Origin of the sequence: Moorena sp. SIO3H5 (assembly GCF_010692395.1) — a bacterium.
In the GTDB taxonomy this organism is placed as follows: domain Bacteria; phylum Cyanobacteriota; class Cyanobacteriia; order Cyanobacteriales; family Coleofasciculaceae; genus Moorena.
The window spans coordinates 1-20,131 of the sequence record NZ_JAAHHS010000110.1; the positions used below are offsets into that span (position 1 = coordinate 1).

The 20,131-nt window shown below is 44.5% G+C and carries 16 protein-coding genes; 6 read left to right on the forward strand and 10 right to left on the reverse strand.

The window, feature by feature from the left end:
• The 3 genes from F6K52_RS14520 to F6K52_RS14530 all read right to left on the reverse strand — a co-directional run.
• On the reverse strand, window positions 1–459 hold a 459-nt coding region (locus F6K52_RS14520; protein WP_293078697.1), incomplete at its 3' end, for an S-adenosylmethionine synthetase N-terminal domain-containing protein.
• A 546-nt stretch (window positions 460–1,005) separates the two neighbouring features.
• Window positions 1,006–2,160: an alanine--glyoxylate aminotransferase family protein gene (locus F6K52_RS14525; RefSeq protein ID WP_293078699.1), complete on the reverse strand. Its 1,155-nt coding sequence runs from the start codon at window positions 2,158–2,160 to the stop codon at window positions 1,006–1,008.
• Between the two features lie 143 nt (window positions 2,161–2,303).
• Window positions 2,304–2,492 carry a hypothetical protein gene (locus F6K52_RS14530; protein WP_293078701.1) on the reverse strand — a complete coding sequence of 63 codons (189 nt, stop codon included), beginning with the start codon at window positions 2,490–2,492 and terminating at the stop codon, window positions 2,304–2,306.
• A gap of 385 nt (window positions 2,493–2,877) precedes the next feature.
• Here F6K52_RS14530 and F6K52_RS14535 point away from each other — a divergent pair, with 385 nt between their 5' ends.
• The 3 genes from F6K52_RS14535 (at window position 2,878) to F6K52_RS14545 (ending at window position 5,701) form a co-directional block, all read left to right on the forward strand.
• Window positions 2,878–3,015, forward strand: a complete 138-nt coding sequence (locus F6K52_RS14535; protein WP_293078703.1) for a hypothetical protein — start codon at window positions 2,878–2,880, stop codon at window positions 3,013–3,015.
• 60 nt (window positions 3,016–3,075) lie between these two features.
• Complete coding sequence (locus tag F6K52_RS14540; RefSeq protein ID WP_293078705.1) at window positions 3,076–4,389, forward strand: homoserine dehydrogenase; 1,314 nt, start codon at window positions 3,076–3,078, stop codon at window positions 4,387–4,389.
• 202 nt (window positions 4,390–4,591) lie between these two features.
• Entirely contained in the window at window positions 4,592–5,701 is a 1,110-nt protein-coding gene (locus tag F6K52_RS14545) for a M23 family metallopeptidase (protein WP_293078708.1), read from the forward strand.
• A gap of 13 nt (window positions 5,702–5,714) precedes the next feature.
• Here the strand turns inward: F6K52_RS14545 and F6K52_RS14550 are convergent, their stop codons facing one another.
• Genes F6K52_RS14550 through F6K52_RS14555 form a run of 3 tightly spaced genes read right to left on the reverse strand, consistent with a single transcriptional unit; the run spans window position 5,715 to window position 7,429 of the window.
• Entirely contained in the window at window positions 5,715–6,353 is a 639-nt protein-coding gene (locus F6K52_RS14550; protein WP_293078710.1) for a transposase, read from the reverse strand.
• Window positions 6,307–6,918, reverse strand: coding sequence for a helix-turn-helix domain-containing protein (locus F6K52_RS36995; RefSeq protein ID WP_364417726.1), 612 nt, complete (start codon window positions 6,916–6,918; stop codon window positions 6,307–6,309). The genes F6K52_RS14550 and F6K52_RS36995 overlap by 47 nt, the downstream gene beginning before the upstream one ends.
• Window positions 6,821–7,429: an IS607 family transposase gene (locus F6K52_RS14555; RefSeq protein WP_293078712.1), complete on the reverse strand. Its 609-nt coding sequence runs from the start codon at window positions 7,427–7,429 to the stop codon at window positions 6,821–6,823. Before F6K52_RS14555 ends, F6K52_RS36995 begins: the two co-directional genes overlap by 98 nt.
• Before the next feature lie 736 nt (window positions 7,430–8,165).
• Between F6K52_RS14555 and F6K52_RS14560 the strand changes: the two genes are divergently transcribed.
• Complete coding sequence (locus tag F6K52_RS14560) at window positions 8,166–10,235, forward strand: adenylate/guanylate cyclase domain-containing protein (protein ID WP_293078714.1); 2,070 nt, start codon at window positions 8,166–8,168, stop codon at window positions 10,233–10,235.
• 240 nt (window positions 10,236–10,475) lie between these two features.
• Window positions 10,476–11,981, forward strand: a complete 1,506-nt coding sequence (locus F6K52_RS14565) for a cyclic nucleotide-binding domain-containing protein (protein WP_293078716.1) — start codon at window positions 10,476–10,478, stop codon at window positions 11,979–11,981.
• A 417-nt stretch (window positions 11,982–12,398) separates the two neighbouring features.
• Here F6K52_RS14565 and sds read toward each other — a convergent pair whose 3' ends face one another.
• Window positions 12,399–13,370, reverse strand: a complete 972-nt coding sequence (gene sds, locus F6K52_RS14570) for a solanesyl diphosphate synthase (RefSeq protein ID WP_293078718.1) — start codon at window positions 13,368–13,370, stop codon at window positions 12,399–12,401.
• A gap of 596 nt (window positions 13,371–13,966) precedes the next feature.
• Here sds and F6K52_RS14575 point away from each other — a divergent pair.
• Window positions 13,967–14,164, forward strand: coding sequence for a hypothetical protein (locus tag F6K52_RS14575; RefSeq protein WP_293078720.1), 198 nt, complete (start codon window positions 13,967–13,969; stop codon window positions 14,162–14,164).
• A gap of 643 nt (window positions 14,165–14,807) precedes the next feature.
• On the opposite strand, the gene tkt is transcribed toward F6K52_RS14575, so the two are convergent.
• From tkt to acpP, 3 genes are all read right to left on the reverse strand, one after another.
• On the reverse strand, window positions 14,808–16,814 hold the full coding sequence (tkt, locus tag F6K52_RS14580) for a transketolase (protein WP_293078722.1): 2,007 nt from the start codon (window positions 16,812–16,814) through the stop codon (window positions 14,808–14,810).
• A gap of 381 nt (window positions 16,815–17,195) precedes the next feature.
• Window positions 17,196–18,446, reverse strand: a complete 1,251-nt coding sequence (gene fabF / locus F6K52_RS14585; protein WP_293078726.1) for a beta-ketoacyl-ACP synthase II — start codon at window positions 18,444–18,446, stop codon at window positions 17,196–17,198.
• A 63-nt stretch (window positions 18,447–18,509) separates the two neighbouring features.
• Window positions 18,510–18,767: an acyl carrier protein gene (gene acpP, locus F6K52_RS14590; protein ID WP_293078724.1), complete on the reverse strand. Its 258-nt coding sequence runs from the start codon at window positions 18,765–18,767 to the stop codon at window positions 18,510–18,512.
• Between the last annotated feature and the right edge of the window lie 1,364 nt (window positions 18,768–20,131).

A 20,131-nucleotide genomic window follows, 5' to 3' on the forward strand; every position in this document is an offset into this window, starting at 1 on the left:
TGCCAAACTGATCGGCATAGGCATCAGTTCTGGAGTTTCGTTGCAGGCAAAGCCAAACATCAGACCTTGGTCCCCTGCACCGATAGCATCCAGTTCATCCTCACTCATTTCCTGCCGACTTTCCTGGGCAGTAGTCACCCCTTGGGAAATATCAGGGGATTGTTCATCAAGAGCAACTAAAACAGAGCAACTGTTGGCAGAGAAACCATTGTCCGCATCTGTGTAACCGATTTCAGCAATTTTCTTCCGCGCCAAATCAATCAAATTAACCTGGGCTTTAGAAGTAATTTCACCAGTAATCAATACCAAACCGGTATTAACGACCACTTCAGCCGCAACACGGCTTTGGTGATCTTGAGCGAGCATAGCATCTAGGATAGTGTCAGAAATCTGGTCACAGACTTTGTCAGGATGACCTTCGGTAACGGATTCAGACGTAAATAAATAGCGACGAGACAATTATCAATTCTCCTTTAACTATTACTGAATAACCTGTATAGCATAGATCATTTTGAGTTGCTTGAACTCGCCACTATCAAACCTTTAATCTCTAATTGTAGCATTTTTAATAAATTGATGGAAAACAGATTCTGAAAAAATCCTGAATTAAATCCTGAATCCTTTTTCAGCATGATTTGACGAGTAAATAGTCAAAAAGTATAGTTTTTTCGACTATTTACCTATTTTTCAATTAATGAATCATTAAACTCAATAATCCGAGCAACGTTTTATCCTCTCGCTCTCGTTTTTATGAAATCTTTAACATTTCATACTTGGCAGCATTCTTAGGCTTGGCAAGGGTAATGATTCAGCTATCAGCAGTTAGCTATAGGCTAATGAACAGATTTCTGAACAAGCTAGGATGCACCCCATCTGTTACATCCCTTCTTGATGCAAAGCGCGAGTGGGGGGAACCCCCAAGACCGTAATGGTGCGTTTGACCCGTAATTTAATTACGGGTCAAACGCACCTCTGCATCGCTTACCAATGCCTTGCCATTAAGTTTTATTTAGAATCCCCTAAAACCTCCTTTAAAGCACTCAAAACTTGCTCCACATTCTCTCGCCGAGAGTTATAACCCATTAAACCAATGCGCCAGACTTTACCAGCTAATTCACCCAAGCCGCCACCAATTTCCATGTTGTAATCATCCAGCAGTTTGCGGGTAACAGCCTTGCCATCCACCCCGTCTGGTATCCGAACCGTGGTCAAGGTAGGCAAACGAAATTCTTGGTCCACGTGACATTCTAGACCCAAATCAGCCAAACCTTCCCAAAGCAATTCAGCATTAGTTTGATGCCTTTCCCAACAAGCGGTTAATCCTTCTTCAGCAACCAATCGCAACGCTTCGCGCAAGGCGTAATTCATATTAATTGGAGCTGTGTGGTGGTAGGTGCGCTCGTCACCCCAATATTTGCTCAACATCGATATATCCAAATACCAGTTAGCGACTTGGGTACGACGCTGGTGGAGTTTTTCAAGGGCACGAGCTCCCATAGTGAAAGGAGAAATGCCTGGTGGACAGCTAAGCCCTTTTTGGGAGCAACTATAGGCCAGATCAATCCCCCATTCATCAATAAACAGTGGCACCCCACCTAAACTGGTGACTGTATCAACCAGCAGCAAGCAATTGAAATCTCGGCACAACTCAGCCACACCCTCAAGAGGCTGACGGGCACCGGTTGACGTTTCAGCATGAACCAAAGCCAAGACAGCAGGACGATGGGTTTCCAAGCCTTCTCGGAGTTCATCAAGGGTAAAAACTTGCCCCCAAGGCTTCATTAGTTTACGAACATCAGCACCATAACGACCAGCCATATCCACAAGTCGGTGTCCAAAGTAACCATTAACCCCAACTAAAACCACATCACCTGGTTCTACTGCGTTGGCTAGAGTAGCTTCCATGGCCGCACTACCTGTCCCACTCATGGGAAGAGTCATCGGGTTATCAGTTTGCCAAGCGTAGCGGAGTAAGGTTTGCACTTCGTTCATCAGTGCGATGAAGCGGGGATCCAGGTGACCAACTGGGGGCAGTCCCAAGGCTGTTAATATGGAGGGATGGGCATTAGATGGCCCTGGTCCGAGTAACAGCGTCGGAGGCATGTCTATATCCGTCAGGGAGACGCGATTATTATCTTTGATTGATGGGGTTGAGGTCATTTATTATATTAAGTGTTTAGTAAAGTAAGAGTTAACCAAAATAAATAATAACCCGAACGTGGCCCCGTTTTGTAGGAAGTAAGGTGGGACAGCAAAGGGGCTTGAGCCTCAAGCACAGAGGAGATTAAACAGGTCAACAAAACCTAATATGCATAGGATTCGGCAAAGATGCCAATGGTAATGGTGAGGTAAGCAGTTAAGCTGTTATAGCATTTCCATTTGATAGGTGAACATACTCCCTTAGGGAAAGGCAAGAGGCAAGAGGCAAGAGGCAAGAGGCAAGAGGCAATAGGCAAGAGGCAAGAGGCAATAGGCAAGAGGCATGCTAGCAAAATTTAATCAAATATAGAGGTATTATTGGTAATAAAAAAAACGGTAATCGGTTTTTAAAATTTATTTATAAACGCTATTTTTATTTTAAACAAACAATAAATTAACCAAAATTTAATGCTAAAAATTTTTGAGCTATAAAAGCAGGGCAAACGCATCTAAAATTATCAAACCTTTATCCACAAAAAAAAATAAATAACACTGTTTTGAATTATTTATTAACTAAAACACTAGTTAATAAATAATTCCTGAACTATGAAACCCTTATACCTGGGTTACCCGCTTGGTAGGTTAGCCGCTTGCACGAAACAACCGTAGGCCAAAAGGCCAAACTACGCGAACAACCGTAGGCCAAAAGGCCACGGGTGCGCGTTCAACAGATTAACCTTGGCCTTTCGCCCACCCCTACGCGAACAACCGGAAAGTAGGCTAGAAAAGAAAAAGATTCGCGATCTGCACGCTTTCAGCGATGGACAAAGTCCCGCTTTCAGCGATGCAGCGCGGTCTTGGGGGTTTCCCCCATGAGCGACTGCATCAAGAAGCGAACGCAAGTAAGCCTAAGCATATAGATTCAGGATAAATACTGTGGTTTTTAAGATTGCTTTATTAGGATTAGGGACAGTTGGTACAGGAACAGCAAAGATTTTACTCGACACAGCTGGACGTAACCCACTACTGCAAGGGATAGAAATTGCCAAGGTAGGAGTGCGATCGCTTGATAAGCCCAGAGAAGTGCAACTACCACTGGAGTTGATGACAACGGACCTAGAAGAAATTGTCACCAATCCAGAGATAGATATTGTAGTAGAGCTACTGGGAGGATTAGAACCAGCGCGATCGCTTATGCTCAAAGCGATTGCCCAAGGTAAACATATTGTCACTGCCAATAAAGCGGTTATTTCCCGCTATGGAGATGAAATTTTTGCGGCAGCGGAAAAGGCTGGAGTCTACGTCATGTTAGAAGCAGCAGTTGGCGGGGGTATCCCAGTAATTCAACCCCTAAAACAGGCATTGGGAGTGAACCGTATTCATAGTATTACTGGCATTGTTAACGGTACTACCAATTACATCCTGACCCGGATGCAACGGGAAGGGGGAGAATTTGCCGATATTCTGGCTGATGCCCAACAGTTGGGATATGCTGAGGCTGACCCCACTGCTGATGTGGATGGATTAGATGCCGCTGACAAGATTGCCATTTTAGCTTCTATTGCTTTTGCAGGACGGATTAATTTATCTGATGTCCACTGTGAAGGGATTCGTCAGGTCAGTGCAGCAGATATTGTATATGCTGAGAAACTGGGTTTTGTAATTAAACTCTTAGCTGTAGCAAAGCGAGACCCAATGGCAACTGGGGATAACCCAAAGTCTGAAACTATTCAGCTGAGGGTACATCCTACCCTTGTCGCCAAAACTCACCCCCTTGCCAGTATCAATGATGTTTACAACGGGATTGTGGTAGAAGGGGAACCGATTGGACAAGTGATTTTCTCTGGTCCTGGTGCAGGTTCTGGTCCGACAGCCAGTGCGGTAGTGTCGGATATCTTGAACATTGCTGCTGTTCTCAAAACCAATCTCGAAGCCAAGCAACTACATCCTCTACTTAGTTGTGCTCATCAGCACTATTGTACTGTTGCTCCTATTTCAGACCTGGTCACCCGCTTTTATGCGCGGTTCCTCAGTCAAGACCATCCTGGTGTAATTGGGCATTTAGGCACCACTTTTGGCAAACATCATGTCAGTTTAGAATCTGTGGTGCAAATTGGTTTCCAAGGAAACTTAGCAGAGATTGTGGTCGTCACTCATGATGTGCGTGAAGGGAACTTCCGACAGGCTCTAGATGAAATTCGCACTCTAGAGGCAGTAGATAGTATTCCTAGTATTTTAAGAGTGCTCTAAAAGTTGAATAGTTGAAGGTTTACTAGTTAACCTTCAACTAGTTGAAGGTTTACTCTTTTAGAGGGTTGAGGGAAGTCTTTGGCCAAAAGGCCACGCTACGCGAACGGGGAAAGTTCAAACCATAGTAGCCATTCCCGAAGGTTAGGTTGTTTGCTTGAAGTCTAAAATTTAAAACCGTTTACCTCTGGCCTAGTCTTGATCTATGACTCAATCGTTAACAATTAATGTAGTGTGCTGGCTCCCAATTGTTTCCACAATGTTTTGGCTAGTGACCCCAACTGTTGCTAGTTCAAACTTGGGAACAACGGATTCCTATTCTGGTTCTTTATCTGTAGATGATGGTTGGCGATGGAATTCGTCCCGCTTTCAGCGAACGCAAAGCCAGTTAAATTTCACACATTCCACACTTCAAGCAGCCAACCTACAACCTTGGCCAAAAGGCCACGCTACGCGAACAACTCTGACAGTACAAACAGTACAACAGCCACAAAACACAGTAACTCAAAACACAACGATACAGGATATCTGTCCACCGCCAGTGCTCTCCCGCTTAACTCGCCACCAAGTGGCTGCAGGTCAAACTGTCGAGAGTATTGCCAACCAATACAACCTTGAGGAGGCTACACTACTTAGATTGAATCCAACCTTAAGCCGACAGTCAATGCCAGTGGGGCAAGAGATTCTGATTCCGCCATTCAATGGCATCTTGGTGAATGTGCCATTGAATGCCACTTGGCAAGACTTAGCAGACGCCTACGGTGTCCGTGCTGCCGTTTTATTTGAGTTAAATGGTTGTAAAAAACCCTCTAAGCAAGCCTTTATCCCAGGATTGAATTCCCTTGGCATAGGTATTCCCACAGCAACGAGGGAAACTCCGACTGTAGATAGGTACACGGGATTGACTAATTATCCCTTACCAACTGTGGCAGGGATAGGATTAGATTACGGCTGGCGGCAAGAGGCTGGCGAGGAAGAAAAGAAGTTTCACGCTGGTGTGGATTTACTGGCACAGGAAGGTACTCAGGTTTTTGCCAGTGATAGTGGTATCGTTGCCTATGCTGGACCACAAGACACTTATGGCAATTTGGTGGTGATTAATCATGAGGGAGGACGCCAAACCCGCTATGCTCACTTAAACCGTACTACTGTCAGTCCAGGTCAGAAGATTAATGTTGGACAGTTATTGGGGACAGTGGGGACTACCGGAAATCCTGACATTAACCAACCCCATCTACATTTTGAGGTTCGTTTGAATTCCCCTGGCGGTTGGGCAGCACAAGATCCAAAATTGCATTTGAAAATTACTCCGTAGTTACCGATACTTTTTAGCTACCAGAATCTACCAAAGGCAAATCCTGGCTCACTAATGCAAGCTGCTCTCGCAGCCAGGGTGTATCTCCCAAGGCTCGCAGAAATATACCACGAGCGCCGTTGATGTCTCTGTCCATGACAAAGCCATCAACTTTTGACTTAATGATTCTACTTCCACCGATATTGATTAATTCACCTGTCCAACTAACAGTCTTACTGGTGTAAGCTTCGCAGACATCCACAACAGTTTTTCCAGTTATGCACGCTTTATGCTTCAAGAATTCTTTGAACCGATAATGAGCAAAAGTGAGCATGTTACGAACAGTTTTAGATCTGATTTTTCTATTTCCTTTCTTAGACATCTGAGATGTTTCAAAGGTGGGAAGTATAATCACATCGAAATTGTCAACTAAGAACCTAGCTGTCTTATGATGAAGCTCATTTATCAGATTCTGAATTTTGATCACCATTCGTCTAGCGGCTTTTTTCATCCGACGCTTTTGTCCGCGTTTGGCTTTACTGATTTTAGACAGTAAATTATCTAAATGCTGACACAGTCGTTGGATGTGAGAAAAATCTCCGTGCCCAATCTTTCCTACAGATGTCTCACTGAAAAAAGTAATAAAAGTCCTGACTCCAGGGTAAGCAAGCAACTACTCTGCCTTGGTTCTCGGCGGGGGACACAGTTACCTTATAGGGAACTACTAAATAATAATCTCCATTATTGCTGGTCAGTCGGCAATCGCAAATCTCACCGGGTAAGTCTTCAGCGTAAGTCAATTTTGCCAGCTTTGTGTGATATATTCCTGCCTCAGAAACGGCTGATTTAGGAATATAACAAGACTGAACAGGGTTCTTCCTTGATCTAAATCTTACTCGGTTGATTTGTGACGTTTTATTGTACTTTTTCTTAGCCTCCCTAACAGCGGTGCAAGCGTCTTTTATCGCTATCGATTTAATTTGATAAGGAACTTCTTTACACCACTCAGGAAGGTCACTTAGTATTCTGGTCTTGATTGCTTTCCAGTTAGCTTTTACTTCGCCTGTCTGGAGGATTTTGACGGTCTTGTTGAAGACATAACGGGACACTCCGAACCATTTACGGATAATGGAACGCTGGTCAGAATTTAGGAACAGTCGAATCTTCTTTGATTTTCTTACCGTACTTCCGGAGTCCGTGAACTCGGCAAGAGAAGACGTGAATGATGGAGAGAAGATCTGCGGTAAGCTCTGATTCTGGACAACTTTCAGGTTGGCTGAGAACCAGGATTTTTCCACCGTTGAGACCGACCAAGTACTCAATGAGTTCAAACCCAAACCGGGTGAGCCTGTCTCTACAGGCAACAACAATCGTGAGCTTATCTCCGAGCACAATTCGCTCCAATATGGTTCTAAGTCCTTTCCTTTTGTAGTTGAGACCTGAGCCAATATCTTTGATGATTTCGGCATTGGGGAAGAGGGAATGGAGATAGGCGACTTGTCTGTCGAGGTCGTCTCTTTGCTTGCTGGTACTGACTCGGCAGTAGCAGATCGTTTGGCTAGTCCGTTCACGAAGTTGATCAGGTTCTGAACGTCTTGCTCCGAACCTGAGTACATCTTCTGAATGAAATAGTCTAGTTCCTCCTGGAGTCCTTTCGCATTTGAGGGTTCCATTGTCTGCGTACTTCCGTAATGTGTTCCTTGATAGCCCCGTAAGTTCGACCGCCTTGCGGATTGGTATGAGTGCCATAACTTAAATCTAACACTTACTTGTAGATAGTGTTAGATTAATAGACATTTTCAGTAACTGTCACAAGCCTTCAGTAAGTATCCCATAATATTCAAATCAGTGAGTTGATAACGCCAACTATATTAGTTGTGCGATCGCCTTTGGCGTGGCCTACGGCCAATCGCTGAAAGCGGGGCTGAGGCCGTAGGCCACGCTACGCGAACGCAAATTCTCTAAGATAATCCGAGTAAAAATACTTAGTTAACCTATTAGTTAATCTAGAGTTCGCTGGTGCTTGTCGCGAACTTTTTCTCAACTGAAGTTTCACCGTAGAAATTAACTAAACGATTCCCTCCCTGTAAAGTGCTTTATTAACGCACCCTACACCATAAGCGCGTTTAGGGGGCAGTTTTGTGCAAGTCCTATGGAAGTTATCGTCAATTGTCGCGATTTTAGGGGGTTTAGCCCCCCATAGTTAATATCCCTTCATGGCTTAATATCTAGCCAAGATTACAACTGCGTACATTCTAAGAGTTTTTTTATCAAACTCTTTACCTACTCCTGAGCAGGAAGAAACTAGCTCAAATTCCATAGCCTCTCAGGTGTGGAGTGAGGCAATTGAGGATCACACAAGGTAACAGGCATTATCATTAAAAATTCGGGTTCAGGGAGGCTGTTCATGGGATTGCTCAACAATTTGAGTATCAGGTCAAAACTTATATTTATGTTGCTGGCTCTGAGCACTTGCTCGCTGTTCGTGACTGCTTATATCGGTTATCGCAGTGGTAAGTCTCATCTGAGCAAAACAGTATCAAACCAGTTAACCAGTCTACGAGCTTCCAAAGCAGATCAAATCGAATCATACTTTGAAGATATTCGCTATAAGACCCAGACCCTGAGTGAAAACTTAATGGTGGTCGAGGCGATGCAGGAATTTAAGACAGCCTACAACCAACTGCAACAATCTAGGATAGCAAGTAATATACCAACTGATTTAGAGGACACCCTCAAGGAATACTACCGTAAAGAATTTTTGACCAAACTCGCGGAAACTAGTGACGGCAAGCCTGTATTAGAATCCTACTTACCAGAAACCTCTGCGGCTCGTTACCTCCAGTACTATTACATCGCCACGAACCCCAACCCAGCTGGGGAGAAACATCTCCTAGATGATCCAGAAGACAAGAGTGAGTACAGTAGTATTCACACCCGCTACCACCCGATTTTTCGCAACATTGTTGAAAAGTTTGGCTACCAGGATATTTTGCTGATCGATCCTAAAACCGGTGAGATTGTCTACTCAGTTTTTAAAGAAACCGACTTTGGCACCAATCTCACCACTGGACCATACAGTGATAGTAACTTGGCATTCGCCTTAGCCGACCTCCGCAAAGCCAAGGGAAAGGATTATGTCCAGATCTTCGATTTTGATTCCTACCGTCCTTCTTTTGGAGCCCCAGTAGCATTTATTGCTGCTCCCATCTATGACGGCTCCCAATTTATAGGTGTTTTGGCATTCCAGCTTCCGGTTAATCAGATTAACAATGTCATGACCGGTTACCGTAAATGGAAGAGTAATGGTCTCGGGGATACAGGAGAGATCTATCTAGTCGGAGACGATTATCTGATGCGATCAGTTTCCCGTTTCCTGATTCAAGACCCGACAGTTTATACTAAAGACTTGCGAGAACATGGTGTAAAGGAACAGATCCTGAAGCGAATCGAGCAGTTCGGTACATCAATTCTTCAACAGCCAGTCAAGACAGAAGCTGTAAAAGCCGCCTTAGCTGGGCAAGAAGGCACCCAGATTATTGATGATTATCGGGGTATTGAAGTTTTGAGTTCCTACGCTCCCTTAAACATCGATGGATTGGAGTGGGTGATCGTCTCCCAGATGGATCTTGCCGAAGCTTATGCGCCAGTTTTCGCCTTTCAAAAGAGAGTTTTGGTTTCAGCTGCCTTGATCATACTGCTGATCACCCTACTCGCTATGGGGCTCGCCCATCTGTTTGTGCAACCAGTTAGGGCTTTAATTGCTAGCGCCCGAAAAGTCAGGGATGGACAAGTTGATGCGGTGGTGAATCTAGACTCGGAAGACGAATTTGGGGAGTTAGCTGAGTCATTTAATCAAATGGTTGGCAGCTTACGCACTCAAACTCAACTGGTCGAGCAGAAAAATCGCGAAAATGAAAAGTTACTCACAAGTGTATTTCCTGACTCCGTAGCAAAACGTCTCAAACGGGGAGAGACAAACATTGCTGAGAGTGTTTCTAATGTTACGGTTTTGTTCTGCGACATTGCTGGATTCGGCAAGCTCTCTAGAACCATGGATACCCATGAAGTTATTGCAATTCTTAATGATCTAGTAAGTCTTTTCGATCAAGCCACGGCCAAATACGGGATAGAGAAGATTAAAACCATTGGTGACAATTACATGGCAGTCTGTGGATTATCAATATTACATATAGACCATCAAAAACGGGCGGTAGATTTTGCTTTAGAAATGCTGGCGTTGACCCACCGATTCAGTCATGAACGAGGATTTGACATAGACCTTGAAATCGGGATCCATTCCGGAGATATTGTTGCTGGTATTGTAGGTCGAGAAAAAGTGGTCTACGACGTTTGGGGCGATACAGTCAATGTTGCCAATAAGCTGATGTTTGACTGCCCAACGGGAGCTATATTAGTTTCTCAAAATGTCTACAACAGTCTCCATGATATTTACGACTTTGAGCAGGCTGAAGACATCACACCTAATGGTAAAAATCAGCATAAAGCTTGGTTGTTAAAAACTGCACAGGAATTAGTAGCTTCAACAGTGTAGACATGGGCAATACCGCAGTTTTTACCAATTATTAAAGACCCAAGGTTAATGGGGAATTGGTAACTGTTACAACTATACGTGATTGCATTCTTTTAAGATTACCATAATACACGAAATTAAGAACCCCCGCGCAAGCATTATCCCGTGGGGGATGGAAACTTGTTCAGAGGGTTAACCCTCTTGTGCAAGGGATAGTAAGTGCAAGGGATAGTAAAAGAACGGGACAAGGAGATTGTTTTGATGAGCAAAGTAATATGGCAAAACGATTGGTTTATCTGGGCAATAGCCTTAGGGATAGGGTTCCCGATCCTAGTAATTATTCTCACAGAAATTACTCATCGTCTACAAAGACGCGGTCAGCCTCTAGCAGTTACGCTCCGCCTAGTTCGTAACCGTGTCTTACCCGTCTTAGTATTCCTGCTATTTATCCAGAATGTGCTTGAATTAGACCTGGACAACAATCTTGTCAAGCTTGTCGAGACCTTGGTCTGGATATTTGTTATAGACGCCTCTCTGTCTCTAATCAATTCGGTGTTGTTTGAAGCCGCTGGAAAAAATACATGGCGAGCACGGATCCCAAAACTACTCCTAGATTTGTCAAGATTTTTTTTGGTAGCCCTTGGTGGTGCCATTGTGCTATCGAGAGTGTGGGGAGCCGACCTCGCTGGTCTGGCTACTGCCTTGGGTGTGGGTTCTATTGTGATCGGCTTGGCTCTTCAGGACTCTTTAGGTAGCATCTTTTCTGGCGTTGCCCTACTGTTTGCTCGTCCCTTTGAAGTCGGTGATTGGTTGCAGATTGGAGACAAAGTTGGTCAGGTCATTGATATGAATTGGCGAGCTGTTCGCCTGGTAACCCGGGACGGTGACATGATTATTATTCCCCATCGGGTACTTGGAGGAGAAATAGTCCTCAATTACAGCAAACCGAAACGGATTCATGTAGAAACCTTTAGGATTGACTTTGACAGTGATGATCCACCCAACCTAATTAAGCAAGTACTAAAAGAAACAGCACTGGCTACAGAAGGGATATTGAGTGATCCTTCCCCAGAGATCCGCACCATGGAATATAACGACTATCGGGGTAACTATGAGGTCAAGTTTTCTATCGAAGACTATAAGGATGCGCCCAAAATCCGTGAACAGTTGATGACCCGTATCTGGTATGCAGCCCAGCGCAACAATCTTGGACCAACCATTCCGATCTATAGACTCCGTAAACTCGATAGTGACCCATCTGTTGAAGATAGCACTTTAACCAAGTTTACCGAGAGCCTCAAGTCAATACCTGTCTTTGTCCCTGTAGCTAAACAGCAAAAGAACTTGGAGAATCTATCAAAAGGAGCAGTCCTACAAAATTTCGGTGTGGGAGAAACAGTGATTCGTCAAGGGGATCCTGGTCATGCTCTGTACATTATTATTGCTGGGAAAGCTGTACTCACCCTCAAAGATAGTTATGGTGAACAACAGGAGGTTATGACTCTGTCCAGTGGTGAGTTTTTTGGGGAAATGGCACTGTTTAGCGGCAAACCAAGCTCAGTATCCGTTACCGTTGTGGAAGATTTGCAAACTATTGCGCTTTATTCAGATCTGGTTAATCAGATGATAGAAAGTACACCAAGTCTCGCCCGTGAAATCGGTCAAATTATCGAAGCACGACGCAAAGCAATAGATGAGGTTAAACAAGCCAATCTTGCATCCAGTCTTGCATCTAATAATGGTGCGGAGTTATCAAGTCAAGGTTAAGTTGACTATCAATCCCTCATGATGCGATCGGCCTTGGCCTTTGGGCCACGCTAAGCTAATGGCCAAGCTACACGATTGACCGTAGGTCACGCGGGGCGCGTTCCCATAAGCAATAGAGGGGGACTGGACTACCCAGAAGGTGGAGCCAATGGTAGTGTAATCGGGGCAGCATCAGTGGGATCCCAGTCTATGTTGCTGATTGCATAAATCAAGTTTATCTGGAGTTTAGCGCTAAAAATGCTTACCCATAAAGCATTTCAGTAATAATCGGTAATGGGTAACAAGATAATTGGTAATTGTAATTACTGCTGAGCCATTACTGCTGAGCCATTACCCATTACCTAGTTACCCATTACCCATTACCTAGTTACCCATTACCCATCCCAAGCCATGGTTAATACTAGAATCCGCAAGGTTCTAGTATAAGCGACTCAAGACATAGTCGCTTAGATCAATCAGAGCTTGCTTGGATTCTGAGGGTTTCAACACTGATATATTTTTAACTGCTGCCTCAGCATATTTGGCAGCCATTTCCCGCGATCGCTGAATTCCTTTACTCTCCCTGACCAGTGCTAAGGCTTGTTCTTTATCCTCCGGCTGGGCAAACTCTCGCTCTATAAGCACCTCTAGATAGGGTTTTTCTTCGAGGGCGAATAAAACTGGTGCTGTGAGGTTTCCACTTACTAAATCTGACCCTGCGGGCTTACCTAACACATCTGTGGAAGCAGTGAAGTCCAGGATATCATCTACAATCTGAAACGCCAACCCCAAATTACGTCCATAGTGATATAAATTTCCAGCTACTTGATCTGTAACACCACTTAGGCATCCCGCTGCTTTAGCACTGTTAGCCATCAGTGAAGCTGTCTTGTTATAAGTTTTTGCCAAGTAGCCTTCTATAGTTGTCGTGGTGTCAAATCGAGTCAGTCCTTGTTGGATTTCTCCTTCTGCCATATCTTTAATCACTTCAGAGAGCAGCTTAACTACCTCTAAGTTATCGAGATTAGCCAGATACCAAGCCGATTGACCAAAAAGAAAGTCACCAGCGAGCACAGCGATTCGGTTATTGAACAAGCTATTAACAGTTGGCACCGTGCGGCGTACCTCTGACTCGTCTATCACGTCATCATGCACCAGAGAAGCCGTGTGAATCATCTCAGTAATTTCTGCTAGACGGCGATGACGTTGGGTAATCTTGGAGTTGGTTATCGTTGCCCGTGAGACCAACAATACAATGGCTGGTCGTAACCGCTTTCCCCCAGCTCCGAATAAGTGTTCAGCTGCAGCGTATAAGATTGGGTGACTGGCACCAATCAGGTTTTTTAAGTTTTCACTCAATTGATACAGATCTGCTTCTACGGAAGCAAAAAGGGAGGTCACTGAGGTCATGTGATCAGCCGACTCAGAAGTTAGTTACGAAAGTTTACATATTTCTTTCTTAATTCTAAGCTAACCGTCCCCGATAAGAAAATTTTGTTGAGTTTATGGCATAACTGGAAGGAAATCTGAGTAATTGTATAGACTTGTTAAGTCTTTACCGATCTCGGTATGGTTACCCAGGATTTTTGTGCTATCCTGAGAATTGAGGGTTTAAAAGATTTAACATACTGAATTCCAAATGTGGTAAGGGGAGAGTTAAATTCGGTGATCCCACCATAGCAAAGATGTTGGCTTAGGCAAGACAAGCCTCTCTGTCCCGTCTATATCTCAGTATCTCTACTGAGTAAACTTGTAAAGCAGACATAACCACCAATAGTTGCCTAATCGGGAGCCTAAGTCGAGATAATTCTCACCTTAAGATCAGGAGTTAGCTAGGCGAGGGTGGTTAGGGTCGATTGTGCTGAGTACCTGTATCCTATACCTTATTATCCGCCACCATATCCTAGAACCATTAGAACTTTAAGGTTTTAGGATTGCTTTGCAGCATATTTCTATAGAAATTTGCATCTACCTGTCTCTTGTTCACTCTTATGTTATACATTGATATGTCGTTAATGATCCCACTGCTAGCTACTGGCTACTTAATCACAATCTATGTGCTGTTAACACTAGCCCAGCGTGTTCAACGTTCTCCAAGGTACTTTACTAATCCCATTAAAAACGCCTTTGCTACTCGTGTGCCAACTGAGTCAGCATCCGAAGTCAATACGATTAAGGGATGGTCTCAAAGGTCTCAAAGTTAGTTAATTTCCTCACCTGATCACCTGTAGCCTATTCATCTGCGATCTTTCAAATTCCCATGGGTCAACTTTGGTAGTAAGATTCTTGAAACACGGCGCTCATACTACCAGATTGTCTAAACAGATTATAAGTTTACCCAAAAACGGATAGACGCAAATAGTTATAAACACTTTTTGTGTTTATCTGTTTGGCTATTAAATTTTGACAGGTCATGGTCTACTTGCTGAGTCAAGTATATCTTAGGGATAGTCCAATATACAAGGTTGCCATGATCAGGACTTGTACTGCCTTGGGGGTAAAGTTAGGCTTTACCCCCAAGGCTAATGGCCTAAGGGATAATTTATTCTTGGGCTACACAAACTAATCCCACAAATTTTATTTTTTTTATAGTCTCTGTGCTTGGCTACGACGATTATAATATCACCACGCAGACTTGGTTTATCAAGTTGGATCTTGCCCTAGAATTGCTTCTGTGGGGGGGCGCAACGGTAAATGAAATAGCCCTGGTGGTTGCAGAAAGGAAGAGGATAAACTCTCCCTTTTTTCCCTATGCCACTAGAAAAAGCATTAGTCATAGGCGTTCCATGACCATGGAAATGTTTCCCCTCGTTCACTTAGGTAGAATTAGGGATTCTATTGGTTTAATTATCCCAACAAGGCTTTGGCTTTAGCGACTACATTTTCAACCGTGTAACCAAACTTTGCCATAGCGACGCCACCGGGAGCAGAAACACCAAAGCGATCAATGCTAATCATATCCCCCTCGGTACCCAAGTAACGGCACCAACCAAAGCTGACACCAGCTTCGACCCCGAGGCGCTTGGTCACTGCTTTGGGCAAGACGGATTCCCGATAGGCTTCATCCTGGGCTTCAAAAAGTTCCCAGCTTGGCATAGAGACAACACGGACTTTCTTTCCTTCCTCTCGCAACTTCTCAGCCCCTTGGACACACAGTGACACTTCGCTACCAGTACCAATCAGGATAATGTCAGGAGTGCCATCGCTGTCAGAGAGGACGTAAGCCCCTTTGGTAGCGGCTTCAATGGAACTACCAGCTAGGTTAGGTAAACCTTGTCGGGTAAAGGCGATCAGAGTTGGAGCATTACGACGCTCAATAGCTACCTTATAAGCCCCAGAGGTTTCGTTGCCATCAGCAGGTCGAAGGACTACCAGATTTGGTATAGTCCTTAGGGAAGCAATAGTTTCCACAGGTTGGTGTGTCGGACCATCTTCACCTAAGGCTACCGAGTCGTGGGTCATTACCCAAATTACACCAGCTTCTGATAGAGCCGACAGGCGAATTGCTGCCCGCATATAGTCGGTGAAAATCAGGAAGGTGGCTCCATAGGGAATCAAACCAGAGTTGTGAAGGGCAATGCCATTGCAAATCGCTCCCATACCATGTTCCCGGACGCCAAAGCGCAGGTTCCGGTTTTCATATTGCCCTTTCTGAAAATCCCCAGATATGTTCAATAAAGTGAGATTGGAGGGAGCAAGGTCAGCGGAACCACCAATCAATTGAGGCAGTACGGGAGCGAGTGCATTGAGAGTGGTTTGAGAATGTTTACGGGTTGCTACTCCCTTGTCTTCCGGCGTGTAGGTGGGCAGGGCTTTTTCCCATCCTTCCGGGAGTTGGCCACTGGTAATTTGCTCAAATTGTGCTGCTTGTTCAGGATACTTTGCTTTGTAATCAGCTAGGGTTTGATTCCAGGCAGCTTCCGCTTCCGTACCCCGTTCCACAGCTTTCCGTAAATGCTTGAGAGCATCATCTGGAACTACAAAGGGTTCATATTCCCATCCCAGGTGTTGGCGAGTGGCCGCCACTTCATCCCCACCTAAAGCTGCACCATGGACAGCGTGTGAATTAGCTTTGTTAGGAGAACCATAGCCAATGGTCGTGGTTACCTTAATCAAAGACGGCTTATCTGTTACGGCTTTGGCTGCTGCTATGGCATCATTGATAGCTTCGAGATCAGTGTTACCACTTTCTACATGTATGACGTGCCAGCCATACGCTTCAAAGCGCTTACCCACATCTTCAGTAAAAGCTAAGTCCGTAGAGCCATCGATGGAAATATGGTTGTCATCGTAGAGAGCGATGAGTTTACCAAGTCCTAGGTGACCCGCTAAAGAACAGGCTTCACCAGACACCCCTTCCATGTTGCAACCATCACCAAGAATGACGTAGGTGTAATGATCGACAATGGTAGCATCCGGTTTGTTGAACCTAGCAGCTAAGTGAGCTTCTGCCATTGCCAAACCCACACCATTGGCAATTCCCTGTCCCAATGGACCAGTAGTTACTTCAACCCCATCGGTTTCAAAGTTTTCTGGGTGTCCAGGTGTAACCGATTCCCACTGGCGGAACTGCTGAAGATCGTCTATGGTTACACCATCATAGCCAGATAGGTAAAGTAAGGCGTATTGCAACATACAGCCATGACCAGCCGACAATACGAAGCGATCGCGGTTGAACCAATTGGGATTTTTGGGGTTATACCGCATAAAACGGTCCCAAAGCACGAATGCCATAGGAGCCGCCCCCATGGGCAGCCCAGGATGACCAGACTTGGCCTTTTCTACAGCATCAATCGCCAAGAAGCGGATGGAATTGATGCAAAGTTCTTCGAGAGACTGGGTTGCAACGGCCATAATTTCTGTTTAATGGATATGTGTGTACTATGGTCTAACAAGAATTTGTCTGAGTTCAAACAAGGGTGGCTCTCGGTTGACCCAAAGGTACTTTCTCATAATCCCATTACCGGGATCAATCAGCAAGAGATAGGGATTGGCTCAGAATGAAGGATGTTCGCCTGATAGAGTCCGAAGGTAGGGTAGGATGAAGCGTCAAGGATGAAAACAATCCATAAAGCGTGGGAATATGGGTTACTCAGTAAATATCATTAACTATGTAGTTCTAACTACTAGTTTTTTCCTTGAGCTACATTCACCCAATGCCTAACCTAATATAAAGGCTACCCTTTTGGTTCTCCTACGGAGTAAGCCGTTAACCATTCAAACTTTATTCCCACTTTACCGGTATTTTTTGAAGGCTAGGGTTACATTATGACCGCCGAACCCAAAGGAATTGGATAGCACTACTTCTACCATCTGCTGGCGACTATAATTGGGTACGTAATCCAAATCGCATTCAGGGTCTGGGTTGTTCAAATTTATCGTTGGTGGAATCTGGTCATGGGCAATTGCCATCACTGAAGCCACTGCTTCAATGCCACCAGACCCTCCCAACAAATGACCTGTCATGGATTTGGTGGAGCTAATTGCTACGTTATAGGCATGGTCTCCTAAAGCTTTTTTAATCGCTGCTGTTTCAGTTTTATCATTGGCAACTGTACTAGTCCCGTGGGCATTGATGTAGCTAACCTGTTCGGCCGTCAACCCAGCATCCTTCATCGTCAGTGCTATAGCCCTGGCTGCTCCTTCGCCACCTGGTACAGGGGATGTGATGTGATGGGCATCACTGGTCATGGCATAGCCAACGATTTCGGCATAAATTTTTGCTCCACGACTGAGGGCGTGTTCTAGTTCCTCTAGGATCAGAATTCCAGAACCTTCTCCCATCACGAAGCCATTGCGAGCGATATCAAAAGGACAGCAAGCTGACTCAGGAGTATCGTTACGAGTAGATAAAGCTCGTGCTGATGCAAACCCAGCCATTGCTAGGGGAGTCACCGCCGCTTCAGCACCGCCACAAATCATGGCTTGGGCATAGCCTCGCTGGATTAAGCGAAACGCATCGCCTACGGCATTAGACCCTGCGGCACAAGCAGTAACTGGGCAACTATTGGGTCCCTTGGCTCCCGTATGAATTCCTGTTTGACCAGCTGCCATGTTAGCAATCATCATCGGGATCATAAACGGACTACAGCGGTCAGGTCCACGTTTAATAAGAACTGTTTCCTGGTCTTCCAGTACATTCAGACCACCGATGCCAGTGCCAATCATTACACCGACCTGTTCTGCGTTCAGGTCATTGATTTCAAACTGGGCATCAGCTAATGCTTGCTTACTGGCAGAAACCGCAAATTGAGCAAAGCGATCCATACGATTTGCTTCCTTACGCTTCATGTAGTCATGGGGATCAAAGTCCTTCACCTCGCCAGCAATACGACAAGCGTGCTTGGAGGCATCAAATAAGGAAATTAAACCAATACCATTGCGTCCGTTTAACAACCCTTCCCAGTACTCAGCCACAGTGTTGCCTATCGGCGTAATTGCACCGAGACCTGTAACAACGACCCGTTTTTTCTCAAAGTTTGTCATCATGCCATTAAAACTAGGCTTATCGACCGTGAACGCAGAACTTGCGGTAATGAATCAGGCTGATCAAGCTGGAGTTTCTGCTCCAGCTCCTACTTTTTCCTCAATGTATTTCACAGCCTTTTGAACAGTGTCGATCTTTTCGGCCGCTTCATCAGGGATTTCGATCTCGAAAGCTTCTTCTAAGGCCATCACCAATTCAACTGTGTCTAAGGAGTCAGCGCCCAGATCGTTGGCAAAGCTGGCTTCTGGCTTAACCTCCTCCCCATCAACGTCCAACTGTTCTGAAACGATATCCTTAACTTTATCGAAAATTTCGCTCATATAAATATTCCTCAGCCTTTTTAGCTAGAACCTCTCAAGCAGTACTTACTGATTTTAGGGGTTTTATGATCTTATCCGAAAGAGGTCTGATCTTGTAGATAGGTAATAATGCTTGTTTGGCATGACACCACTTCCCTTAATCATCAAAGGCTTTGGTGCCTTTGTTCCCCGTATCATCGTATATCAATGTCCTCAACACTCAAGAACTGCTTAGTTGGAACCACAATTCAATAGCTGACCTAGAGACATCCTTAGGAATTGTACACCAAACCTCGCCAAACTGCTCCTTTGACCTCACATGACCGTTGCCTTCCGAGAGTTGGCCCAGCCAAACGTTAGAGCGGGTCGATCTCAATATATATTTGTCAAAAAGTGGCCTAGGGTGCGCACATAAGACTGGCTAGCCAAGACGCAAGAATCACGCCAGTTTTGGGACAGTGCGTCCTGTAACGCACTACCAGGTTAAACTACAAAAGCGATGCAGCGAGGTAGCGCGGTCATGGGGGAAACCTCAATGACCTACTGCATCAAGACAGGTGCGAAAACAAGTTCCGCACACAGACCCATGAGCCACTCGCGCTTTGCATAGCTGACAATAAGATGTACCCCGTTAGAGCTTCATGGGCAGAATTTCAACATCTGGAATTTGAATTTATGGCATCCGAGCTCACCCTAATAATTCACGATGGTCGGTATCAGAAAGTTTCAACTGTTTTTTATTTTTGTCAAGCTAATCAAACAAAATCTTGTCAAAAAAACGAGTAGGGGGAAGCTGACGTCTCAAGCCTTCCTTAAACAGAGCAGTAGACTCTTTGGATATCGGGTATCTTAAGTAACCTTGAAAGATTCAAAAAGCTTAATGCTTAATGGATTTACGGAGTTGCGATCATAGGCGATCGCAACTCCGTAAATTCATTAAGTCGAGCTTAGTATCAGTATGAATACTTAATACAGTACTTCTACCAATCTTAATGCAGTACTTTTACCAATTCTTAGGTTATACCGATTTTTAGGTTATACCAATTCTTAGTGCTCACAAGGGTACACATTTATTTTATATGACCATCTAAGCATCTGGCAATATAAGCATCTGAGGCTCTGCATCTATAAGTCCTACTTTTAAGAATTGGTATTTGAATAATTGGTATTAGTTGATGGGCTAACTAACCAATCCCTACTAAAAGGGCAGCAGTAAAAAAAAATTTTGTTTTATCAAGAGGAGTTTTTTTAAATACACGACTTCGGTAAAATTCCTCGTAATATGAGTTTTGTAATGAGTTAGCTCAGTTGCTTAAATCTGTATTTACACGGTTGTCGTGCTAGGTCACGTTGATGTTAAAAGTGATGTAATTACTTTCGTTCGG

Coding starts and splice junctions, on each gene's coding strand:
- F6K52_RS14525 (WP_293078699.1), bottom strand. CDS start 2,160: ATGACCTCAACCCCATCAATCAAAGATAATAATCGCGTCTCCCTGACG.
- F6K52_RS14545 (WP_293078708.1), top strand. CDS start 4,592: ATGACTCAATCGTTAACAATTAATGTAGTGTGCTGGCTCCCAATTGTT.
- F6K52_RS14555 (WP_293078712.1), bottom strand. CDS start 7,429: ATGGCACTCATACCAATCCGCAAGGCGGTCGAACTTACGGGGCTATCA.
- F6K52_RS14565 (WP_293078716.1), top strand. CDS start 10,476: ATGAGCAAAGTAATATGGCAAAACGATTGGTTTATCTGGGCAATAGCC.
- sds (WP_293078718.1), bottom strand. CDS start 13,370: ATGACCTCAGTGACCTCCCTTTTTGCTTCCGTAGAAGCAGATCTGTAT.
- F6K52_RS14575 (WP_293078720.1), top strand. CDS start 13,967: ATGTCGTTAATGATCCCACTGCTAGCTACTGGCTACTTAATCACAATC.
- tkt (WP_293078722.1), bottom strand. CDS start 16,814: ATGGCCGTTGCAACCCAGTCTCTCGAAGAACTTTGCATCAATTCCATC.
- fabF (WP_293078726.1), bottom strand. CDS start 18,446: ATGACAAACTTTGAGAAAAAACGGGTCGTTGTTACAGGTCTCGGTGCA.
- acpP (WP_293078724.1), bottom strand. CDS start 18,767: ATGAGCGAAATTTTCGATAAAGTTAAGGATATCGTTTCAGAACAGTTG.